Annotated in this window: 1 protein-coding gene; it reads right to left on the reverse strand. The window is 36.0% G+C overall.

Annotated features, from left to right (window positions below; genetic code table 11):
• On the reverse strand, positions 1-26,172 hold the full coding sequence (locus D1816_RS00905; protein ID WP_118500836.1) for a Calx-beta domain-containing protein: 26,172 nt from the start codon (positions 26,170-26,172) through the stop codon (positions 1-3).
• Between the last annotated feature and the right edge of the window lie 591 nt (positions 26,173-26,763).

A 26,763-nucleotide genomic window follows, 5' to 3' on the forward strand; every position in this document is an offset into this window, starting at 1 on the left:
TTATTTACCATTAACATATAAATAACCAGATAACATTCTTGTTATTCCATTAAAATCCACATATCTAATTACATAAAAATAAGTGCCAGCGGGTAGTCCTCTTGAATCATTTATAGTTCCTCTTACTTCAGAAAAGCCTTTAAATGCATTGTCTTTGTTATTATATTGTTCCTTTTCATAAACTAACTGTCCCCATCTGTTAAAGATCTCAACTTTATTATCGGTATAACATTCTATACCTTCTACTCTAAAGATATCATTACTGCCATTCTCATCAGGGGATACTGCATTATATACCTTAATTTCGCACCCTCTAAGAATTGTTTCTGTTGGTGTATCTCCAAAATTATCTTCTCCATCTGATAAATCTTGTACAATATTACCTAAGCTGGTTGTGCCATAGACGGTGGCTTGATTGATTACTTGTTGATTCGAAATATCTTCTACAGTAATTGCATAGGTACCAGTAAAACTAATATCATCTGATTCTCCTGGTGCTAAGGTAATAGGAGTTCCAGAAAGAACTAGTCCAGGTAGATTATCTTCTATCATCACATCAAATAAAGTAACATTACCTGTATTTGTAATGGTAAAGTTATACGTTATAGTTTCTCCTATTTGTGAAATACTGTCTCCATTTTCGTCATTGAAACTAGCAGTTTTAATAAGAGCGATGTTCTCTGTTTGTACTAATTGGACTATCGTTGGATTGTCATCACCATCTTCAACAATACCATTATCAGAAATATCATCTACAGTTGTGTTTAATACTGTATCGATGGCAAATACAAAGGCTGTATTAGTGACATTACCGGCATTAATATCTTCTTGTGAAATTTGATAATCTCTTGAAATAGATATTTGTTCGCCAATTTGAAGTAAACCTTCTACTAGAATAGGATCGGCATCCAATAAAGGATCATTTATTTCGATAAAATCAAGAGCTACATTACCAGTATTACTAACTGTAAAGTTGTAAGTAATGGTATCATCTAACTCGCTATTTTCTTCTAAGTTAGCCGTTTTTATTAACTCAATAGCCGGATTTGGTATTTCATCGTCTTCTATTAGTATTGTTGCTTGATTTTGGGACCCGATGGTTAAAATATCTTCAACACTTTCTAATATAATTGTCATTGTTTCACCATTGTACTCTACAATGTTGTCGTCAATTATTTCTATTGGAATACTAATAGTGGTGGTATTGGCAGGAATGTTTATCGTTCCACTAAGTCCAACATAATCTAAATTTGAAGTTGCGACACCATCAACGATATAACTAACTATTGTGTTTATAGTAACAGGTTTATCAAGAAAAATTTCAAATTCCCCATTGATAGATGGCTCACTGCCGTTTGTAATAGCCCGAATATTTATTTCTGCCGTATCATTATCATTTATATTAACAGTAGCTTCATTAACGGTACCTATTAGTACTGCATTATTAGTACTCATTAGCGTTACAACTACGGATTCTATTCCTTCTACTTCTGTATCATCTAGAACGGCTACATCGATTGTTCCAGAAGTGTTTCCTGCAGCAATAGTTATGACTCCATTTAGAGCGGTAAAATCTTCATTGGAAACTGCGGTTCCAGATACGCTATAATTTATTGTCGTTGCAGTCGATACTGGGTTACTTAGGTTAATAGTAAATAATCCATCTGTATTTGGTTCGTTTGCTTGGCTAGTCGATAGTATACTAACTTCTGAACTATCATCATCAGATATTGTTACAATAGCTTCATCCATGGCACCAATAATTACAGAGTTGTCTGTTCCGGTTATTGTAACGATAACGGTTTCTTCTAATTCTAAAATAGTATCATCTAGTACAGGGACACTAATAAATCCTGAAACATCACCTGCTTCTATGGTAAGACTTCCACTTAATGCAGTATAGTCTTCATTCGGAATTGCTGTTCCAGAGATAATATAATTGATAGTAGTTGATGTAGAAATAGGGTTACTTAAGTTTATCGTAAATAGGCCATTAGTACTTGGTTCAGATGCTATGTTAGTTGTAATAATAGTTGCAATAGATCCGTCATTATCATTAATGGTACTAGTTGCAGTAGGAGTTGTAATAGTTGCTTGTTGTGCATTTGTATTAGTAATAGCTATAGTTCCTGTAAGTGTTTCTGTAGGCTCAACTATTACGTCTCCTAATATAGCTATAGGAAGATTCATAGTGGTATCTCCAGCAAGTATGGTATAGGATTGCGCTGTTTGTGTTGTATAATCTTCAGCTTCACTAGTTGTTATATGTGCTGTTGTGAGTGTAAAGGTAATATCTTCTTCAGCGGCTATGTTACTTGTTACAGTAAAGTTAGCAGTTTGTGTAGCTTCTGTTTCAGTGATTGTAAATCCGGCAATACTAAGTTCCAGACTATCATTATCAATTATTTCACCTTCTCCCTGATTGTCCAGAATAGTGATCCCCGTTTGTCCGTTTGTTACTAGATTGTCTAGATTAATAAAATATGTTTCGGTAGGTTCAGCGATGGTGTTTTCAAGAATAGTTACCTGAAAGGTTTGTGTATTATTATTGGTTCCCCCAAAGGTTAATGTAGTTGAGGGAATGGCTGTGTAATCACTACTAGCGATAGCTGTATTATTTGCTGTACTATAGTCTAGAGTAAAGTTATTTTGTACATTTCCTGTTAGTGACACCGTAAAAGTAGCCGTTCCATCCCCTTCATTTACACTTACATCATCGATACTTAAAGTAGCAGTGTCATTATCATTAATGGTACTAGTTGCGGTAGGAGTTGCAATAGTTACTTGTTGTGCATTAGCATTTGTAATAGCTATTGTTCCGGTAAACGTTTCTGTAGGTTCCACAATCACATCCCCTAATATGGCTACCGGAAGATTCATAGTTGTATCTCCAGCAAGTAGCGTATAGGATTGTATAGTTTGTGTTGTAAAGTCTGTTGCTTCAGTAGTTGTTATATGTGCAGTAGTAAGTGTAAATACAATATCTTCTTCAGCGGCTATGTTACTTGTTACGGTAAAGTTAGCAGTTTGTGTAGTTTCTGTTTCAGTGATTGTAAATCCAGCAATACTAAGCTCCAGACTATCATTATCATTAATAGTACTAGTTGCGGTAGGAGTTGCAATGGTTACTTGTTGCGCATTAGCATTTGTAATGGCTATTGTTCCGGTAAACGTTTCTGTAGGTTCAGCGATAAGATCTCCTAATATAGCTACAGGAAGATTCATAGTTGTATCCCCTGCAGATAAGGTATAGGATTGTGCAGTTTGTGTTGTAAAGTCTGTTGCCTCAGTAGTTGTTATATGTGCAGTGGTTAGTGTAAATACAATATCTTCTTCAGCAGCTATGTTACTTGTTACAGTAAAGTTAGCAGTTTGTGTGGCTTCTGTTTCAGTGATTGTAAATCCAGCAATACTAAGTTCTAGGCTATCATTATCATTAATAGTACTAGTTGCAGTAGGAGTTGCAATGGTTACTTGTTGTGCATTAGCATTTGTAATAGCTATTGTTCCGGTAAACGTTTCTGTAGGTTCAGCGATAAGATCTCCTAATATAGCTACCGGAAGATTCATAGATGTATCCCCTGCAGATAAGGTATAGGATTGTGCCGTTTGTGTTGTAAAGTCTGTTGCTTCAGTAGTTGTTATATGTGCAGTAGTAAGTGTAAATACAATATCTTCTTCAGCGGCTATGTTACTTGTTACAGTAAAGTTAGCAGTTTGTGTAGCTTCTGTTTCAGTGATTGTAAATCCGGCAATACTAAGTTCCAGACTATCATTATCATTAATGGTACTGGTTGCAGTAGGAGTTGCAATAGTTACTTGTTGCGCATTAGCATTAGTAATCGCTATAATTCCGGTAAACGTTTCTGTAGGTTCAGCAATAAGATCCCCTAATATAGTTACGGGAAGATTCATAGATGTATCCCCTGCAGATAGGGTATAGGATTGTGCAGTTTGTGTTGTAAAGTCCGTTGCTTCAGTAGTTGTTATATGTGCAGTAGTAAGTGTAAATACAATATCTTCTTCAGCGGCTATGTTACTTGTTACGGTAAAGTTAGCAGTTTGTGTGGTTTCTGTTTCAGTGATTGTAAATCCAGCAATACTAAGTTCCAGACTATCATTATCAATTATTTCACCTTCTCCCTGATTGTCCAGAATAGTGATCCCCGTTTGTCCGTTTGTTACTAGATTGTCTAGATTAATAAAATATGTTTCGGTAGGTTCTGCAATTGTATTTTCAAGAATAGTTACCTGAAAAGTTTGTGTATTATTATTGGTTCCCCCAAAGGTTAATGTAGTTGAGGGAATGGCTGTGTAATCACTACTAGCGATAGCTGTATTATTTGCTGTACTATAGTCTAGAGTAAAGTTATTTTGTACATTTCCTGTAAGAGAGACCGTAAAGGTAGCTGTACCATCCCCTTCATTTACACTTACATCATTAATACTTAAGGTCGCACTATCATTATCATTAATAGTACTAGTTGCGGTAGGAGTTGCAATGCTTACTTGTTGCGCATTAGCATTTGTAATAGCTATTGTTCCAGTAAACGTTTCTGTAGGTTCAGCGATAAGATCCCCTAATATAGCTACAGGAAGATTCATAGATGTATCCCCTGCAGATAGGGTATAGGATTGTGCAGTTTGTGTTGTAAAGTCTGTTGCTTCAGTAGTTGTTATATGTGCAGTAGTAAGTGTAAATACAATATCTTCTTCAGCGGCTATGTTACTTGTTACAGTAAAGTTGGCTGTTTGTGTAGTTTCTGTTTCAGTGATTGTAAATCCGGCAATACTTAAAATAGCAGTGTCATTATCATTAATGGTACTAGTTGCAGTAGGAGTTGCAATGGTTACTTGTTGCGCATTAGCATTTGTAATCGCGATTGTTCCGGTAAACGTTTCTGTAGGTTCAGCGATAAGATCTCCTAATATAGCTACGGGAAGATTCATAGTTGTATCTCCTGCAGATAAGGTATAGGATTGTACAGTTTGTGTTGTAAAGTCTGTTGCCTCAGTAGTTGTTATATGTGCAGTAGTAAGTGTAAATACAATATCTTCTTCAGCGGCTATGTTACTTGTTACGGTAAAGTTAGCAGTTTGTGTGGCTTCTGTTTCAGTGATTGTAAATCCAGCAATACTAAGTTCTAGGCTATCATTATCATTAATTGTACTAGTTGCGGTAGGAGTTGCAATGGTTACTTGTTGTGCATTAGCATTTGTAATGGCTATTGTTCCGGTAAACGTTTCTGTAGGTTCGGCGATAAGATCCCCTAGTATGGCTATTGGAAGATTCATAGATGTATCCCCTGCAGATAGTGTATAGGATTGTGCAGTTTGTGTTGTAAAGTCTGTTGCTTCAGTAGTTGTTATATGTGCAGTAGTAAGTGTAAATACGATATCTTCTTCAGCGGCTATGTTACTTGTTACGGTAAAGTTAGCAGTTTGTGTAGTTTCTGTTTCAGTGATTGTAAATCCGGCAATACTAAGTTCTAGGCTATCATTATCATTAATGGTACTGGTTGCCGTCGGAGTTGCAATGCTCACTTGTTGTGCATTAGCATTAGTAATCGCTATTGTTCCGGTAAATGTTTCTGTAGGTTCAGCAATTATATCCCCTAATATAGCTACGGGAAGATTCATAGTTGTATCCCCTGCAGATAAGGTATAGGATTGTGCAGTTTGTGTTGTAAAGTCTGTTGCCTCAGTAGTTGTTATATGTGCAGTGGTTAGTGTAAATACAATATCTTCTTCAGCGGCTATGTTACTTGTTACGGTAAAGTTAGCAGTTTGTGTAGCTTCTGTTTCAGTGATTGTAAATCCAGCAATACTAAGTTCTAGGCTATCATTATCATTAATTGTACTGGTTGCCGTCGGAGTTGCAATGGTTACTTGTTGTGCATTAGCATTTGTAATGGCTATTGTTCCGGTAAACGTTTCTGTAGGTTCGGCGATAAGATCCCCTAGTATGGCTACAGGAAGATTCATAGATGTATCCCCTGCAGATAAGGTATAGGATTGTGTCGTTTGTGTTGTAAAGTCTGTTGCTTCAGTAGTTGTTATATGTGCAGTAGTAAGTGTAAATACAATATCTTCTTCAGCGGCTATGTTACTTGTTACAGTAAAGTTAGCAGTTTGTGTAGTTTCTGTTTCAGTGATTGTAAATCCGGCAATACTAAGTTCCAGACTATCATTATCATTAATAGTACTAGTTTCTGTAGGAGTTGTAATAGTTACTTGCTGTGCATTAGCATTTGTAATGGCTATTGTTCCGGTAAACGTTTCTGTAGGTTCAGCAATAAGATCCCCTAATATAGCTACCGGAAGATTCATAGATGTATCCCCTGCAGATAGGGTATAGGATTGTGCCGTTTGTGTTGTAAAGTCTGTTGCCTCAGTAGTTGTTATATGTGCAGTAGTAAGTGTAAATACAATATCTTCTTCAGCAGCTATATTACTTGTTACAGTAAAGTTAGCAGTTTGTGTGGCTTCTGTTTCAGTGATTGTAAATCCAGCAATACTAAGTTCTAGGCTATCATTATCATTAATAGTACTAGTTGCAGTAGGAGTTGCAATGGTTACTTGTTGCGCATTAGCATTTGTAATAGCTATTGTTCCGGTAAACGTTTCTGTAGGTTCAGCGATAAGATCTCCTAATATAGCTACCGGAAGATTCATAGATGTATCCCCTGCAGATAAGGTATAGGATTGTGCCGTTTGTGTTGTAAAGTCTGTTGCTTCAGTAGTTGTTATATGTGCAGTAGTAAGTGTAAATACAATATCTTCTTCAGCAGCTATGTTACTTGTTACGGTAAAGTTAGCAGTTTGTGTAGTTTCTGTTTCAGTGATTGTAAATCCAGCAATACTAAGTTCTAGGCTATCATTATCATTAATAGTACTAGTTGCGGTAGGAGTTGCAATGGTTACTTGTTGCGCATTAGCATTTGTAATAGCTATTGTTCCGGTAAACGTTTCTGTAGGTTCAGCGATAAGATCTCCTAATATAGCTACCGGAAGATTCATAGATGTATCCCCTGCAGATAAGGTATAGGATTGTGCAGTTTGTGTTGTAAAGTCTGTTGCTTCAGTAGTTGTTATATGTGCAGTAGTAAGTGTAAATACAATATCTTCTTCAGCGGCTATGTTACTTGTTACAGTAAAGTTAGCAGTTTGTGTAGCTTCTGTTTCAGTGATTGTAAATCCGGCAATACTAAGTTCCAGACTATCATTATCATTAATAGTACTAGTTGCGGTAGGAGTTGCAATGGTTACTTGTTGTGCATTAGCATTTGTAATGGCTATTGTTCCAGTAAACGTTTCTGTAGGTTCAGCGATAAGATCCCCCAGTATGGCTACGGGAAGATCCATAGATGTATCTCCTGCAGATAGGGTATAGGATTGTGCGGTTTGTGTTGTAAAGTCTGTTGCTTCAGTAGTTGTTATATGTGCAGTGGTTAGTGTAAATACAATATCTTCTTCAGCGGCTATGTTACTTGTTACGGTAAAGTTAGCAGTTTGTGTAGTTTCTGTTTCAGTGATTGTAAATCCAGCAATACTAAGTTCTAGGCTATCATTATCAATTATTTCACCTTCTCCCTGATTGTCCAGAATAGTGATCCCCGTTTGTCCGTTTGTTACTAGATTGTCTAGATTAATAAAATAGGTTTCGGTAGGTTCTGCAATTGTATTTTCAAGAATAGTTACCTGAAAAGTTTGTGTATTATTATTAGTTCCACCAAAGGTTAATGTAGTTGAGGGAATGGCTGTGTAATCACTACTAGCGATAGCTGTATTATTTGCTGTACTATAGTCTAGAGTAAAGTTATTTTGTACATTTCCTGTTAGTGACACCGTAAAAGTAGCCGTACCATCACCTTCATTTACACTTATATCATCGATACTTAAGGTCGCACTATCATTATCATTAATTGTACTAGTTGCGGTAGGAGTTGCAATGGTTACTTGTTGCGCATTAGCATTTGTAATGGCTATTGTTCCGGTAAACGTTTCTGTAGGTTCGGCGATAAGATCCCCTAGTATGGCTACAGGAAGATTCATAGATGTATCCCCTGCAGATAAGGTATAGGATTGTATAGTTTGTGTTGTAAAGTCTGTTGCTTCAGTAGTTGTTATATGTGCAGTAGTAAGTGTAAAGGTGATATCTTCTTCAGCGGCTATGTTACTTGTTACGGTAAAGTTAGCAGTTTGTGTAGCTTCTGTTTCAGTGATTGTAAATCCGGCAATACTAAGTTCTAGGCTATCATTATCATTAATGGTACTGGTTGCAGTCGGAGTTGCAATGCTTACTTGTTGCGCATTAGCATTTGTAATGGCTATTGTTCCGGTAAACGTTTCTGTAGGTTCAGCGATAAGATCCCCTAGTATAGCTACAGGAAGATTCATAGATGTATCCCCTGCAGATAGGGTATAGGTTTGTGCAGTTTGTGTTGTAAAGTCTGTTGCTTCAGTAGTTGTTATATGTGCAGTAGTAAGTGTAAATACAATATCTTCTTCAGCGGCTATGTTACTTGTTACGGTAAAGTTAGCAGTTTGTGTAGCTTCTGTTTCAGTGATTGTAAATCCAGCAATACTAAGTTCTAGGCTATCATTATCATTAATAGTACTGGTTGCAGTTGGAGTTGCAATAGTTACTTGTTGCGCATTAGCATTTGTAATGGCTATTGTTCCGGTAAACGTTTCTGTAGGTTCGGCAATAAGATCCCCTAGTATGGCTACAGGAAGATTCATAGTTGTATCCCCTGCAGATAAGGTATAGGATTGTGCAGTTTGTGTTGTAAAGTCCGTTGCTTCAGTAGTTGTTATATGTGCAGTAGTAAGTGTAAATACAATATCTTCTTCAGCGGCTATGTTACTTGTTACGGTAAAGTTGGCTGTTTGTGTAGTTTCTGTTTCAGTGATTGTAAATCCAGCAATACTAAGTTCTAGGCTATCATTATCATTAATAGTACTAGTTGCGGTAGGAGTTGCAATGGTTACTTGTTGTGCATTAGCATTTGTAATAGCTATTGTTCCGGTAAACGTTTCTGTAGGTTCGGCGATAAGATCCCCTAGTATGGCTATTGGAAGATTCATAGATGTATCCCCTGCAGATAGGGTATAGGATTGTGCCGTTTGTGTTGTAAAGTCCGTTGCTTCAGTAGTTGTTATATGTGCTGTTGTAAGTGTAAAGGTTATATCTTCTTCCGCAGCAATAGTACTAGTTACAGTAAAGTTGGCTGTTTGTGTAGCTTCTGTTTCAGTGATTGTGAACCCTGCGATACTAAGTTCCAGACTATCATTGTCATTAATGGTACTGGTTGCCGTCGGAGTTGCAATGCTTACTTGTTGTGCGTTAGCATTAGTAATCGCTATTGTTCCGGTAAATGTTTCTGTAGGTTCGGCGATAAGATCCCCTAGTATGGCTACAGGAAGATTCATAGTTGTATCTCCTGCAGATAGGGTATAGGTTTGTGCGGTTTGTGTTGTAAAATCTGTTGCTTCAGTAGTTGTTATATGTGCAGTAGTAAGTGTAAATACAATATCTTCTTCAGCGGCTATGTTACTTGTTACAGTAAAGTTAGCAGTTTGTGTAGCTTCTGTTTCAGTGATTGTAAATCCGGCAATACTAAGTTCTAGGCTATCATTATCATTAATGGTACTGGTTGCAGTCGGAGTTGCAATGCTTACTTGTTGCGCATTAGCATTTGTAATGGCTATTGTTCCGGTAAACGTTTCTGTAGGTTCGGCGATAAGATCCCCTAGTATGGCTACAGGAAGATTCATAGTTGTATCCCCTGCAGATAGGGTATAGGATTGTGCAGTTTGTGTTGTAAAGTCTGTTGCTTCAGTAGTTGTTATATGTGCAGTAGTAAGTGTAAATACAATATCTTCTTCAGCAGCTATGTTACTTGTTACGGTAAAGTTAGCAGTTTGTGTAGTTTCTGTTTCAGTGATTGTAAATCCAGCAATACTAAGTTCTAGGCTATCATTATCAATTATTTCACCTTCTCCCTGATTGTCTAGAATAGTGATTCCCGTTTGTCCGTTTGTTACTAGATTGTCTAGATTAATAAAATATGTTTCGGTAGGTTCAGCGATGGTGTTTTCAAGAATAGTTACCTGAAAGGTTTGTGTATTATTATTGGTTCCCCCAAAGGTTAATGTAGTTGAGGGAATGGCTGTGTAATCACTACTAGCGATAGCTGTATTATTTGCTGTACTATAGTCTAGAGTAAAGTTATTTTGTACATTTCCTGTAAGAGAGACCGTAAAGGTAGCTGTACCATCCCCTTCATTTACACTTACATCATTAATACTTAAGGTCGCACTATCATTATCATTAATAGTACTAGTTGCGGTAGGAGTTGCAATGCTTACTTGTTGCGCATTAGCATTTGTAATAGCTATTGTTCCAGTAAACGTTTCTGTAGGTTCAGCGATAAGATCCCCTAATATAGCTACAGGAAGATTCATAGATGTATCCCCTGCAGATAGGGTATAGGATTGTGCAGTTTGTGTTGTAAAGTCTGTTGCTTCAGTAGTTGTTATATGTGCAGTAGTAAGTGTAAATACAATATCTTCTTCAGCGGCTATGTTACTTGTTACAGTAAAGTTGGCTGTTTGTGTAGTTTCTGTTTCAGTGATTGTAAATCCGGCAATACTTAAAATAGCAGTGTCATTATCATTAATGGTACTAGTTGCAGTAGGAGTTGCAATGGTTACTTGTTGCGCATTAGCATTTGTAATCGCGATTGTTCCGGTAAACGTTTCTGTAGGTTCAGCGATAAGATCTCCTAATATAGCTACGGGAAGATTCATAGTTGTATCCCCTGCAGATAGGGTATAGGATTGTGCCGTTTGTGTTGTAAAGTCCGTTGCTTCAGTAGTTGTTATATGTGCAGTAGTAAGTGTAAATACAATATCTTCTTCAGCGGCTATGTTACTTGTTACGGTAAAGTTAGCAGTTTGTGTGGTTTCTGTTTCAGTGATTGTAAATCCAGCAATACTAAGTTCTAGGCTATCATTATCAATTATTTCACCTTCTCCCTGATTGTCTAGAATAGTGATTCCCGTTTGTCCGTTTGTTACTAGATTGTCTAGATTAATAAAATATGTTTCGGTAGGTTCAGCGATGGTGTTTTCAAGAATAGTTACCTGAAAGGTTTGTGTATTATTATTGGTTCCCCCAAAGGTTAATGTAGTTGAGGGAATGGCTGTGTAATCACTACTAGCGATGGCTGTATTATTTGCTGTACTATAGTCTAGAGTAAAGTTATTTTGTACATTTCCTGTTAGTGACACCGTAAAAGTAGCCGTACCATCACCTTCATTTACACTTATATCATCGATACTTAAAGTAGCAGTGTCATTATCAATGATTTCTCCAATAGACGAAAGACTGCCGACACCACCATTTAAGATGATATCTTGACCATTCGTGATTAAGTTATTTATAATACCATTGAATGTTTCGGTAGGTTCAATTATGTTATCATTATTTATTGTAACACTAATAGTTTGGCTTTCAGCATTAATTCCTCCAAATGTTAATAGTGTAGTTGGTACCGCAGTATAATCCGATCCTGCAAGTGCCGAAATATCTGCAGTTGTGAATTCTAATGTAGTTTCGTTTTGTATTGGTTGGCTGGTTGAAATTGTAAAATTTGCGGTTCCAACATTTTCATTGACGCTAAAACCTGTAATAGAAATTGTAGCCTCATCATCATTAATAATCGTACCCGTAGCCGAGTTGTTACTAAAAGTAATTGATGAATTGGGAGCCGATACCGGAACTATATTGCTTAAGTTTATTGTAAAAGATTCGTCTAATTCAATGATTTCATCTCCATTAATAGTAATCTCAATAGTTTCTTGTTCGTTTGCTAAGCCATCAAAGGTTAACGTTCCTGAATTTGCAATATAATCAGAATTAGCAGTAGTTGCAGTTCCATCTACAGTGGTATAATCAATAGTTAAACCATCTTCAACCTCTCCGCTTAACTCTACAGTGAAAGTAAGTGTTGATGTTCCTGTATTTCCTTCTGAAATTGATGCGTCTAAAATAGAAACTGTAGTACTGTCATCATTGATAATAGTTCCAACGCCTGTCTTACCAGAAGGGTCAATAGTAATGTTTTTTCCTGGCGCAATAATACTATTAAGAACAACATTAAACCGTTCATTAATTTCTACTGCTGTATCTCCATTAACTGAAATAGTAATATTTTGAGTTTCACCTATTGCACCCGTTATAAAATCAATGCGACCTCCGTTTGCAGTAAAATCTGATGGAGCCCTGGCTTCAACATTAGAAGTAAAAAATGTAACACCATATCCACCAACAACTTCTGCTCCCGAATGAGTAATCGTAAATATATAGTCGATAGTTCCTGAGTTACCTTCTGTTTCTGTTACACTATCAATCGATAATGTAGCTGTGTCATCATCAGTATTGTTCACTGCTACGTCATCAGGATTTAATCCATCGTAATTATTATCTGTAGTCAAGGATGTGTCTATTGTATTTATAATAGAATAAGAAATACTACCATCAACAAGAATATCATCTACACCCGTTACCGTAACAGTTTGTGGATTATCCCAATCTGCAGCTGTAAAAGTTAAAGATGATGTATTTACGGTTCCTTCATTTGTATTGCTACTAACGACATTTACAACGACTACAAAATCTTGTGTATCTGTTGCTGGTTTACTGTCTAAAACTACTGTGAATGTTGCTGTTCCACCAGCTTCTGAAGTAGTTAACGAAGTAGGAGTAACTGTAACTCCGACATTATCGTTATCCTCGTTTATTATTGTAATATCATCAACAACTAATGACGTATATTTTGGATCTAGAGAAGAGGTATTACTAGTAACAATTGTATAGGTTACATCACCATCAACAATATCATCATCTTTACCGGTAACTGTTATAGTTTGGGGAATATCCCAATCTGTTGAAGTAAATGTTAATGATGTAGGAGTAAAAGTATCACTTTCGGATAGATCATTACTAGAAAGAGTAACTGTAACATTTTCTGTAGGTTCAGTATCAAGAACAATAGTAAAGGTGGCCGTACCATTATCTTCTGTAGTATTTCCAGAAATGGTGGATACGGTTACTCCAGCAATGTCATTGTCTAAGTTAATTGCTGTAACATCTGATGGATTAACATTTTCATACCCCGATAAATCATCGGTAGCAGCTTGATCAGTAGTAAGAATAATAGTATAACCAATATCATCATCATCTAAGTCATCATTTACTCCTGTTATAGTTACTGTTTGTGGAATATCCCAATTAGACGAATCAAAAGTTAATGTACTTGTAGATACGGTACCTTCGGTTAAATCATCACTAACAACATTAAAGACGACAGTACCCGATGGTTCAAAAGGTAGTACAACTGTAAAAGAATCTGTGGTTAAATCTTCTGAAGTTTGAATAGAAGTTTCCGAAACAATAACTGTATTATCAGGAAGGGCATTTACTGTAACTAAGAAATCGCACGTTTCTGTATTGCCTGCTGCGTCTTCAACAATGTAAGTAACAGTAGTTGTTCCTAAATTGAAATTACTACTACTTAATTCATTAATTCCAGAGACTTGAGGTGCTGCTATGGTGGCTCCAGAAAGCTCATATGTAAGTTTGGTAACCGCACAATTATCAGAGTATACCGGAGCAGAAATACCAGATACTGTAACTGATGAATCGCCGCCATTATCAACATCTTGAGTTATATTGCTAGGACATGAAATGGTTGGGTTCTCATTATCAGTGACAACAACATCAAAAGTTACTGTTCCTGTATTCGAGGGAGTAGCGTTATCAGATACCGTCCACGTAACGGTAGTCGTTCCTGGTTCGAACACTTGACCATCTAATGTGATATTGGATCCTGTGATCACAGTAGTGGCTCCCGATAATGTATAGGTAATGGTCGGTGTACTATCACAATTATCTGTAGGATTCCATGTATCATCCATATGTGTATATGTACAAATATTGGTATCCGTAACCACGTTTCTGTCAGTTACATCATCCAGAGTAGGAGATTGTGTGTCTTGGATTGTTATGATCGTACTGCATACATCTATCCGCCCAGAAGAGTCGGTAACTCGTAAATATGCCGTATTACTGCCTATTTCTGGACAAGTATATGTTAGAGAGGAACTAAATGAGATATTGTCTTTTGATATTTCATATGTTGAAATAGCACAATTATCAGTCGAACCATTATTAATATCGGTTGGGATTAAAGATACAGTACCATCTCTTTGTAATTGAAGAGTAACAGCTTGGCATATTGCTATTGGATCTTCGGTGTCGGTTACATTTATAGTATACGAACAACTATTAGTGTTACTTTCACTATCAGTAACATTCCATGTTACTGTGGTTATTCCTTGTTCAAAGATTTGACCATTTAGAGTTGTATTTACACCTGTAACTATTGTAGTTGCACCAGTAAGGCTATACGTTAACGATGGAGTTGAATCACAATTATCAGTTACTAATGGATTTAAACTATTATCTGTATGTGTATAAGTACATGCTCCATTATCTGTAACCACTGCTTGGTTTGATGGACATGAAGTGAATACAGGAGAGATATTGTCTTCAACTGTTACGATAGCATTACAAGTAGATTCATTTCCGTTATTATCTCTTACCGTTAAAACAACAGTATTAGGTCCCAAATTAGAGCAACCAAATGTATTTTCGTCAACTGTTAGGACATTTATTCCGCAAGAATCTGAAGAACCATTATCGATATCTTCAGCTAAGATACTGGCATCTCCAAATTCGTCTAATTGAATTGTAATATTTTTACAAAGTGCTATTGGTGGTGTGTTATCTTCGACGGTTACAGTAGTAGTACAACTATCTATATTACCTGCTATATCTGTGATTGTAAGTGTAACTGTATTTGTACCTACCATTGCACAATCAAATGAGTCCGGAGATACACTTGCAGTGAAGTTAGGACAATTATCAGATGAACCAAAGGCAATTGTATTTATATTTGAGTTTGATAATGTATAATTTCCAGTTGCATCTAACTGAATAGTAATTGGTGTACAGGAAGCTAATGGAGCTGTAGTATCCTCGACAGTTACCGTTGCATTATCTGTTGAAATATTTCCATTAGTATCTGTAACAGTTAAGGTAATAATATTAGAACCAAAATCTGCACAAGAGAAATCAGTTGTACTTATAACCAAACTTTGTATCGCACAATTATCGGTAGAACCATTATTGATATCATTTGCTGTAATACTTGCAGTGCCAGCAGCATCTAGCTGAATAGAAATATTTTGAGCGATTGCAATGGGAGGGGTATCGTCATTTACCGTAACTGTAAAAGAACATTGAGATGAAGTACCACTACCATCTATAGCAGTCCAAGTTACTGTGGTAACACCGCTATTAAAGAGTTGTCCATTAAGAGTAGTATTGATTGGATTATCCGCTAAAACAGTTGCTCCCGATAAACTGTAAGTTAGATTGTTTATAGCTACGCAACCATCTGATGCAGTAGCATCCCAATTAGTTCCGTTATGTGCATAACCGCATTTATCACTATCTGTTCCTACAATTTGTGATGTTGTGCAAGTTATAGTAGGAGCAATATCATCTTCAACAGTGACTAAAGCAGTTGCTGTAGCTACATTATTGTTCACATCGGTAACGGTAAGAGTTACTGTATTTGTTACTGGATTTGATCCTAAATTAGAACAGTCAAAACTGGTTTTATCTATATTAATAGTTGCAATACCACAACTATCAGAGGATCCATTATCTATATCTAGAGCTGTTATTGTAGCATTACCAGTAGTATCTAAGTTTATGGTAATATCTTGAGCGATGGCATTTGGCGGAATAGTATCTACTACTGTTACGCTAGCTGTACAAGTATCCGAATTCCCAGCGCTGTCTGTAACAGTTAACGTTATCATATTAGAACCAATATCTGTACAGTCAAATGAACTTTTACTTAACGCTCTAGTTAATGTACCTTGACAATTATCAAAAGAACCGTTATCAACATCTAATCCTGTTATACTTGCATTACCCGTTACATCTAATGAGACTGTAATATTTTGACAGACTGCAACGGGATTAATATCATCTAGAATTGTAACTGTAGCATCACAAGTACTACTATTTCCATTTATATCAGTAACGGTAAGAGTTACAGTGTTGATTCCTAGATTAGTACAATCAAAAGTAGTTTTATTGGCACTCAAACTTACTGATCCGCAAGTGTCTGACGATCCATTATCGATATCTTGAGGAGTAATATTTACGTTTCCAAATGCATCTAAAACAAGTGATATTGGTTTACATGACGCTACAGGAGGTGTTGTGTCTTGTACAGTTACAGTTGCATTACAACTTGCAATATTACCATTATTGTCTGTAACTGTTAAAGTGACTGTATTTGCACCAGTTTCAGAGCAGGTAAATGTGTTTGGTGTTACCACGGTGCTAGCTATACCACTAGGGTCTGAACTTCCAAGAGCTATTGCATTAATATTGGCTGTTGTTAAGGAATAATTTCCTGTATTGTCAAGCTGAATAGTAATGTCATTACATACTACAGTAGGATCTTCTGTATCAGTAATAATAACTTGATATGTACCGGTATTGGTATTTCCATTAACATCTGTAGCTTCCCACACAACTGTATGCGAACCAACTCCAAAGGTTTCACCAATAATAGAGGTTGAAAGATCACTTCCAACAACGCTTCCACTATCGATTTGATATGTTATCGTCTTTAAACTACAGTTATCCGTTGCAGGAATATTCCATGATATATCTGCTGGATTTTTGGCTGTGTATGTATTGGCTCCAATATCTAGACTTCTTGTTTGTGTAGAAATCGTTACAAATGTAGGGTTCTGCGTATCTGTTATTGTAAATTCTGAAGTACAGGTTGCACTTACATTATCACTAGTATCATACAAACGCCAAAGCACAGTTGTAGTAGGATTAGCCAAAGTTCCTACTGGTATTTGTTCTCCTGATAATGTAGTACCCAAATTCGTTCCGACTTCTGCAGCTCCGTCTATAGAATATGTTAGTCGTGATAGTCCAGCATTGTCTTCGAAAGAGAAAGGGTCAAATTCTGATCCTACTATTTGGTAGTAGCATTCACCCGTTTCTGCTGTCCGGCTAATATTAGTATCAGGGCAATTGTTAATTATAGGTAATTCAACATCTGTAACCACTATATCAATACTACAAGAGGAACTATTGTTACTATCATCTATAGCTGTCCAAACAACCGTTGTAGTTCCTATGGGAAATGTTTCACCAGCTAACGAAGTTTTATTATTATAATCATTGCTTACTTCGACATCGCAGTTATCGCTAAAATTTGTTGGATCAAACTCTGTTGTCACTGTGGTGTAAAAAGCTTCTCCATTGTCTGTATTTCTATTAAATTGATTACCAGAATCACCAATAGGACAAATGATAGTAGGAGGTATATTGTCTATTACAGTTACTGTAAAATCATAACCAAATGTATTACCCGCTTCATCTGTTATTGTATAAGTAATATTAGTATCTCCTAATGGAAATTCATATCCAGGAACTGCGACAGAAGGAGTCACAGTTATACTTAAGTCTCCTTGAGCCGTTACATTGTCTGTAAAAGTTGGAGCAGTGTAATTTACCTCTGCGCTACAACCACTCGATATATTTACTGAAATATTGCTTGGTGCAACCAAAAGACGTGGTTCTTCTGTATCTATAACTGTAACAGTAAAAACTGCAGTACCAATATTACCACTATCATCTGTAGCTTGCCAAGTAATGGTATTATCTCCTAGAGCTAACTGTTGGCCATCTAATGTAGTAACATTGAATTCATTTACAATTTTAGTAACGATACCACAATTATCAGAAGCCGTTACATTATCAAATTCTGCTCCTTGAACAGTATAAAAGTTTTGATTTAGATCTGTAGGTCTTATTTGGTTTCCTTGAACTACTATAATTGGGGGTTCATTATCATTAATGGTTAATATGTAAGAGCATGTACTCGTTTGACCACCTGAATCTTCTGATGACCAGTTGATTGTTACTTTACCCGTATTGATGCCATTTTCTGGACCTCTAGGAATAGTTACTCCTGAAAGTGTATTTGTTCCTGTGACTAAAGTATTAGTTTCGGGATTTACAAAACTCCATGTAACAACCGGAGTAGTGCAATTATCAGTTATCTCTATAGGATCTAGTTCATTTCCTACCACTGTATAAGAACAACTTCCAGAATCTACGTTTCTTAGTTGATCTGATACACAGGTAATTGTTGGAGGGGTATCTGTAACAGTAACATCAAAAGTACAGTTAGAAATATTACCATTATTATCAGTCGCCGTATAAATAACAGAAGTAGTTCCTACAGGAAATAGACTACCAGATGTAAAGTTTGATATAAAAGAGGCTACTCCTGAACAATCGTCATTTACAATTAATGCCGGCCAATTTACAACAGCTTGACAAGAAGCTCCGTCTGCGTTGACAATTATTTCGGTACTAGGACAATTAGTAATTATAGGGGCTTCATTATCAATAATTGTTACATTTTGATCATAAATAGTTTGATTACCAGCTTCATCGGTTAACGCCCATCGCACAATGGTAAGCCCTATAGGGAAAGTTGCAGGAGCATTACTGGTTATTGTGATGTCCCCAGGTGCAGAACAATTGTCGGTTGCTGTAGGTGGTGTAAGCGTAGTTGTATTATTACAAGCTCCGGGTGTAATATTTAAAGTTACATCTTCAAAAGGTGTATCTAAAACAGGTGCTTCTTCGTCTTCTACAGTAAAATTAAAATTACATGTGCTTGTATATGTAGTCCCCCCAATTGTTTGAGTTGCTGTCCAAGTAATAGTGGTAGTTCCTACCGGTATGTCGGCTCCAGCTAAGGTTGTGTTAGAAGGTGCTCCTGGTAAATCATGAGTAAGTGTTCGCGATACTCCTGCAGAAGAAACAAATGTAGTATCATAACTGGAGTCTCCATTTGGTATAGTAAAAGTACAGGAACCGGTATCAGAATTTGCCGTAGCATTCCCAGAACATTCAATTTCTGGCTCAAGAGCGTCAACAACCACAACATTAACATCACAGACTGTAGTATTTGTTCCGTCACTAGCAGTCCAGGTAAATGTATAATTACCAGCACTTAGTTCTTCGCCATTGAGAAAACCCGTTCCTGTTCGGTTATTTGTATAAGAAGTTACTTCACAGTTATCAGATACTGGTGGTGTAAATTCGTTTCCATTAACATAGTAAAAATCTACATTAGGGTTTGTGTACTCTCTATAATACGTAACAGTGGGACAAGTGATTACTGGAGCTTGATTATCTGTTACCACAACTCGTTGAGTATGAAACTGTAGATTACCTCTTACGTCTCTAGCTCGCCAATAAACTAAAGTTTCACCCAATTCAAAAGTAGTTTCATTAGTTGATTGGGTATAGCTAATATTGGCAGGGCCATCACAATTATCTGTTGATGTGGGTGTACCTAAGTTTACACCAGTAGCAACGCAGTCATTTAAATCTGCATTTAAGTTTAAATCAGGAGGCCACATAATTGATGGATCTTGATTGTCTATTATAAATATGCTATATGTGCAATATGAATTAGAATTAGAGCCGTTATCTGCTGTCCATGTCACGACTGTTTCTCCTCTGTTTAAAACAATATTTGCTAAACTTGAAGAACCAGTTCCTGTTGTAGCTCCTGTTAACGTATAAGTAAATGTTACTCCAGTTGCAGTCGAAGAAACATCCATTTCTGCTCCTTGAATGGTATATGTACAAATGTCAATATCAGTATTCCTAATTTGATTTGCCCTACAAGTTACTGGGGGTGAAGGGTCTGTATTATCATTGATGGTAATAGTCATTATACAGGTAGAAGTATTACCTAATGCATCTGTAAAAGTCCAGATAACAGTTGTTGTACCTATGGGAAATTGAACTCCTGATAGACTAGCTGTATTATTAAAGTCATTGGTTGTTGTAAATGTAGAACAATCAGAAATTCTAAAAGGCTTAAATTCATCTCCAAAAACGGTATAATAATTCTGTCCTTCATCTGCTCTTCTGGTGATTGATGACCTACAATTAAATGTAGGAGGATCGTCATCTACAACAGTTATATTTTGCATTGTTGAAGATATGTTTCCGTGGATATCCTCAACGAACCATGTGACTGATTGTGTACCCAAACTATAACTATTATCTATAGCGTTGTTCCATACTCTTAAAACGCCACAATTATCGGATGTATTTGGAGTTCCTAGTGAAGATACTTGAGCTGAACAAATACTTGTGGTTCCTACAGTAATATCTGCCGGAGGCGTAATCGATGGAAGTTCATTGTCTTCTACGATAACATAAAAATTACAAGTATCTGTATAGGTTACACCATCAACTACTTGAGAAGCAGTCCATGTCACCAAAGTATCACCTTCTGGAAAAACGGCTCCGTCTAAAGTAGCTAAATTATTATAATCATTAATTAAAGTTGCACCTACAGTAGATGCAAAAGGATCAAATTCTGTTCCTTGTGCTGTATAAGAACACTGATTTGTATCGGTATCCTTTACTTGATTATCAACACAGCTTAACGATGGAAATAAACTAGAAGTTACGTTAACTGTTATTATACAAGTTTGAGTATTTGATGGCACAGCATTATCAACAGCAGTCCATGTAAGAATATTCATCCCCAGATTTAACTGTACTCCGGTAATATTTGTGCCAGAACCTGTGGTTGCTCCAGATATAGAATAGGTATATGAACTTATCCCACAATTATCATCAACATTAGGTCTTAGTTCTCTATTTCTTACAGTATAAAAGGATTCTCCTCTGTCTTTTACTCTTGTAAGTGTGCTAGATGGACAATTGATTACAGGTTTTACATCATCAACAACGGTTATTTCGAGCGTTTTCGTTGTCGTATTTCCTGCATTATCGGTAATACTCCAATTTACAGCAGTTGTCCCTACTGGAAAAGTAGCGAAGTCTAGTGAACGATAATTGTTATAATCATTTGTAATTGTAAAGTTATCCAAAGTACAGTTATCTATAATAGCTTGTGGATCAAATTCTGCACCTACGGTTTCATAAAAACAATCATTAGTATTAGTGGATTTTGAAACAGTAACAACGGTGTTAGAGTTTGCGATTAGTTCAAAATCAGGTGGGCTAATATCTAAAACCTCGACTTGATACTCCATGGTGGTAACATTTCCACCTGCATCGGTTGCCGTCCATACAACTATGTTAATACCTACGGGAAATGAAAACCCATCAAGAGTATTGGTGCCATTTTGATTGTTTGTAAGCGTAACACCAGGGCAATTATCTGTTACTGTAGTAGGATCAAACTCTGTGCCTACAACCGTATAAACACAACCGCCAGGAGCTGCATTTTCAGTTTGATTAGCAACCGTAGAAATAGAAGGGGCTTGTTCGTCTATTATCGTAATGTTAAACTCACAACTAGAGGCATTTCCAATACTATCCGTAATTGTCCAGATTATTGTATGTTGACCTGCAGGTAATATTTCGTTTTCTAGTGAGCTCGATACACCGCCAGAAACTCCATCCAGAACATAGGTAACACTTAAATCTGTAGAAATATCACAATTATCGCTTAGAGATGTTGGGTCAAATTCGGTTCCTTGTACTGTATAATTGCATGATGAACCTGGAATATTTCTTGTAACATTACCATTACATACAAATGTCGGAGCTTGATTATCAGACACTGTTATGGTAAATGTATTTGCAATTACAGCATTTCCATTAATATCACTTAAAGTCCATTGAATGACATAAGGGTCGGTTTCATCTTTAGGTAATTGTAGACCTGATAGAGAAGTGGTTCCTGTAAAAACAGTTGTTGCATTTTTAGTTATTATATAAGTTGGATTTTGTAAATCACAATTATCACTAAGGTTTTGTAAATCAAATGTAGCATCATTTACGGTAAAATAACATTGTGTAGGATCAGTATTTCTATCAAAATTTCCAGTAGGTGCTGTAAATGTTGGATCTTGATTATCCTCTACAGAAACATAAATACTACAACTAGAACTGTTGCCATTTTCATCGATTGCTGTCCATGTAATAGTGGTAGTTCCTACAGGTAATTTTTTATTGGCTAAGGTTGTAGTGCCATCAAACGAGTTGGTAGCAGAATCTACTTGGCATCCATCATCTGTGGTAGGATCAAACTCTGTTCCTTGGACAGTATAGAAACAATCTCCAGTATCCGCCTCACGAATAAACGGATTCCCTAAAGTACTTCCGGATACGCAAGTTAGTACAGGAGGTGTTAAATCATTAACGGTAACATCAAAATTCATAGTTGCCGAATTTCCTGAAGCGTCGGTAGCTCTATAAATAATAGTTGTTGTACCAACAGGAAAAGCAGATCCATTAGATAAACCATCTATTTGTGTTAAAATAACTCCTGAACAATTATCCGTTACCGAGGGTTCGGTCCAATTAATAACCTTATCACATCCAGTTGTAATATCTTCGCTAATATCTGCAATTGAAGAAATTTCTGGGCTTTCATTATCTGTAACAGTTACTCTAAAGCTAGTGGATCTTGTATTTGTACCATCACTTGCTGTCCAAACAATTGTATTTAAACCGATAGGAATAGTAACTCCGTTTAACGTAGAGGCTACTACTGGTGTATCAGAATTTATGGTATAGGTAATCGAAGTAATACCGCAATTGTCAGAGAAAATAGGATCAAATTCATTCCCCGATACAACGTACCCACATACTCCCAAAGTGTTATCTTTAAATTGATTACTTACCGCTGTAACTGTTGGTTGCTGATTATCTACAACTGTTTTAGTAAATATTAAAGAAGAAGATGTATTTGTTCCGTCCGAAGCAGTCCAGGTAATAGTATTATCCCCTAATAACAAATTTTCCCCTGCTAGTGAACCAGTACCTGTTAAAGTTGTGGCTCCTGTTACGGTATATGACAGTATACTACCAGGACAATTGTCAGTAACTGTAGGATCGAATTGTGATCCTTGAACTGTATAAGCACATAAACCTATATCGGTATTTACTATACCATTAGCGGTTTGGGCACTTGGATTTAAAATAGGGGTAGTAGTATCAATAATAGTCACTGTAGTATTACAGGTACTTGAATTACCAGCTTCATCAGTTACTGTAACTATTACTGCATTGGCTCCTAAATCTGAGCAATTAAAAGTTGTCTGACTAAAAGTAAACATCAAATTATTAGAGGTAGTACAATTATCACTAGATCCACCGTCTACTAAGATATCAGTAAGAGTTGCATTTCCTGATGTATCTAAACTAAGTGTTGGTGTTGCACAAACGGCATTCGGTGCTTCATTATCATCTACTGTAATTATAAAACTACAGATAGCACTATTATTTCCAGATTCGTCTGTTGCCGTATATGTAACTGTTGTGGTTCCTGTAGGAAAAGTATCGCCAGAGTTATGTGATTTAACCCAAATAATATCTGTAGATCCCGTACAATTATCATTAACATTAGGTTCTGTCCAGGTTACTGTTGCAAAGCATTCACCAGTATCAACATTTGTAGTAATATCGATAGGACAATTACTTAAAACCGGAGCTTCTAAATCTTCTACTAGGATATCGAATGAACAAGTAAGACTATTATTCCCTGCTTCATCTGTTGCAATATAAGTAACTGTAGTAGTTCCAACAGGAAAGGTATCTCCTGGAGAATGTGATTTTGTCCAAACAATATTTCCAGAATTACTACAATTATCAGTGGCACTAGGCTCAGTCCAACTTACCATTGTAGAACATATTCCTAGGTTGCTAGGTTTACTAATGTTAGAAGGGCAGTTCTGAATTATAGGTGCTTGTGCGTCATTAATAGTAATTGTAAAACTTCCATTAATACTGTTTCCAGAGGTGTCGGTTGCTGTATATGTTACTACAGTATCTCCAATCGGGAAAAAAGAACCGTTGCTATTTCCGGAAGTTTGAATACTACTGCTACCCGAACAATTATCTGCGGCTGTAGGCTCTGTCCAATTTACAATAGCACCACAACTATCAAAATCATTATTTTGAATTATATCTGTTGGCAAGTTAACAATCGTAGGGTTTTCTATATCAGTAATAGTAATATCAAAACTACAAGTAGTCGAATTTCCAGCGGCATCGGTAATTTCAAAAGTATTTGTAGTTGTACCTACAGGAAAAGTAGCTCCAGAAGGTAACCCAGCTATTTGCAAAGTCGTTGATCCAGGGCAATTATCAGAACCAGTTGGAGGTGTGTAGGTTACAACTGAACCACAAATACCTATAGTCGAATTATGTGTAATATTTGAAGGACAATTAATTTGAGGGTTTTGATTGTCAACTACAGTTATGTTAAAACTTTCTGAGATACTATTACCATTAGTATCCTGTGCAGTATATGTAATTATAGTGGTTCCAACAGGAAAATCACTTCCATTAATTAAGCCTGTTGTAGGAGAAGATGTTTGCGTCAAACTTTGGATACTACAATTGTCGGATGCTGTAGGTTCTGTCCAGGTTATAGTTCTGGTACAAGAATTTATAGTGGTATTAATATTTACATTAAGAGGGAGGTCAATAATAGTAGGAGCTTCAGAATCGTTGATTGTAACCGTAAAGCTGCATGTGTCATTATTTCCCGAGGCATCTGTCGCAGTAGTTTGAACTACTGTTACTCCTTGATTAAAGGAAACTCCATTTAAGGTACTCGAAATTGTGTTTATAGTAGCACCAGTAAGTACATAAGAAACAGAAGGAATCCCGCAATTATCATTTGTAGAAACATCCCAGGTATTGTCTGTTTTTGTGAAAAAACATTGATTATTATCAGTGTTTTCAGTTTGATTAGAGACACAATTTATGGTTGGATTAGTAGAATCAGTTACTTCTACAGTAAAACTACAATTAGAAATTAAACCAGCAATGTCTGTAGCAGTCCATGTAACTGTCGTAACTCCTTGAGAAAAGGTAATACCATCTAAATTTATTCCTGTTCCGGTACTCGCACCACTTAATGTATAAGTTAAAGAATTTATAGCACAATTATCACTAGCGGTAGCATTCCATGTAGTGCCTGAGTAGGTATATTCACAAGAGACATCACCTACTTCAGTTTGATTTGTAACGCAGCTAATATCTGGGTTTTGGTTATCTATAAGAGTGACGTTAAAATTATATATGTTCTCATTTCCGGATTCATCAGTTGCCGTAATAGCGACAGCTTGTATTGTTCCATGATCATTTATAACTAAGCCTGGTAATGGGTTTTGAGTTAAGGTAATATTACTTGTTAAGGAACAATTATCCGAGACCGTAACTGTAGATCGGTAATCAGGAAGTGTTTGACTACAATCATTAAGGTTTGGATTAATAATTTTATCGCCTTCGCCACTAATAGTTGGAGGAGTATTTTCTAGAACAAGGTTTATCAATTCTGTTGATATACAACCAGCAGAGCTTATAGCTCTTACGGTATAGTTTGTGTTACTAAGAATTGAAATATTAATTGGGATATCTCCAATTTTTGAGGTATTAGTTTCGTTCCATAGTTCATACGTACTTGCATTCATTGCACTAACATCAATCAAAAAAGGAGTGTTATAACAAATAGGGTTACCTGAATTTATTGTTGTATTTATATTCGAGGGAAATGGATTTACTGTTATTGTTACTGTAGATGAATTTACAGGTAATGGAGTGTTAAAAGGATCAGTAACACTAACTAAAGAATAGGTGGTGGTAACTAATGGAGTTACGAAAATAGGATCTCCCCCAAAAGTTGGACTATCAGGATCCCCATCGCTGTTATAATTGTTTATCGTAAAATTACTTGTACCATCAGAATAAACTACAGAGTAAGGATTTACACTCGCTCCAATAATAACTTGTAAAGTAGTTGTTTCGCCAATACATATTGAGGTAGGACCATCTGCTAATATTTCGGCGTCTTGAGCATTTATAAATGAAGAAAACCCTAATAAGAAAAAAAAGATAATGTATAAGCAATGATTTCTTGAAATGCGAGAAGCACAAAATAAATAATTAGCGGGGTAAATAATTAATTTAAGCATTAGGTATTGTATTAAATTACTTCAATCTAAATTTCAAATTAGTTTGTGAACCTTAAGATTGTATATTTTGACTTCGTGGTTGAATTGGTAGGCTTACTTTTTACCTATAGTGGTTTGGTATTTGATTATTGAATTTTTTCAGAAAATCACTAAAAAGAATAGATAATGACACAGGTCAATAGTGAATAGTGGATGGAAGAAGTATGAAACAAATGAATAAATACAACAATCTGTTAATAGACCCGAGGTATTTATAGTTTTTTATGTTTAAGAAAAAAGCATATACTTCCATAACTTAGTTGATTAAAGTTATTTTAAAATAGTTTATAAAAATTCTTCCTTAGTAAGAATCTAATAAGTATTCAAAATAGTAAAAGCAACAAATGCCTTAATAAATTGAAAGATGCATTTTTTCTCAAATGGGGTAAATTATTTATGAGAATTATGTGAAGTGTTTACTCTTATAAATGTATACTTAAAATATTGTATTAACAAAAAATTAAGTAAAAAATAGTTGAATAACACTCTTTCTATCGATGATAGATGGTTTTTCTATGTTTAAAATAAGGTAAAACCATTGTTTTTTTAGTT

Origin of the sequence: Aquimarina sp. AD10, assembly GCF_003443715.1 — a bacterium.
Taxonomy (GTDB): domain Bacteria; phylum Bacteroidota; class Bacteroidia; order Flavobacteriales; family Flavobacteriaceae; genus Aquimarina; species Aquimarina aggregata.

What these genes read in the sequence shown, in the direction of transcription:
- D1816_RS00905 (WP_118500836.1), bottom strand. Translation starts at nt 26,172, where the DNA reads ATGCTTAAATTAATTATTTACCCCGCTAATTATTTATTTTGTGCTTCT.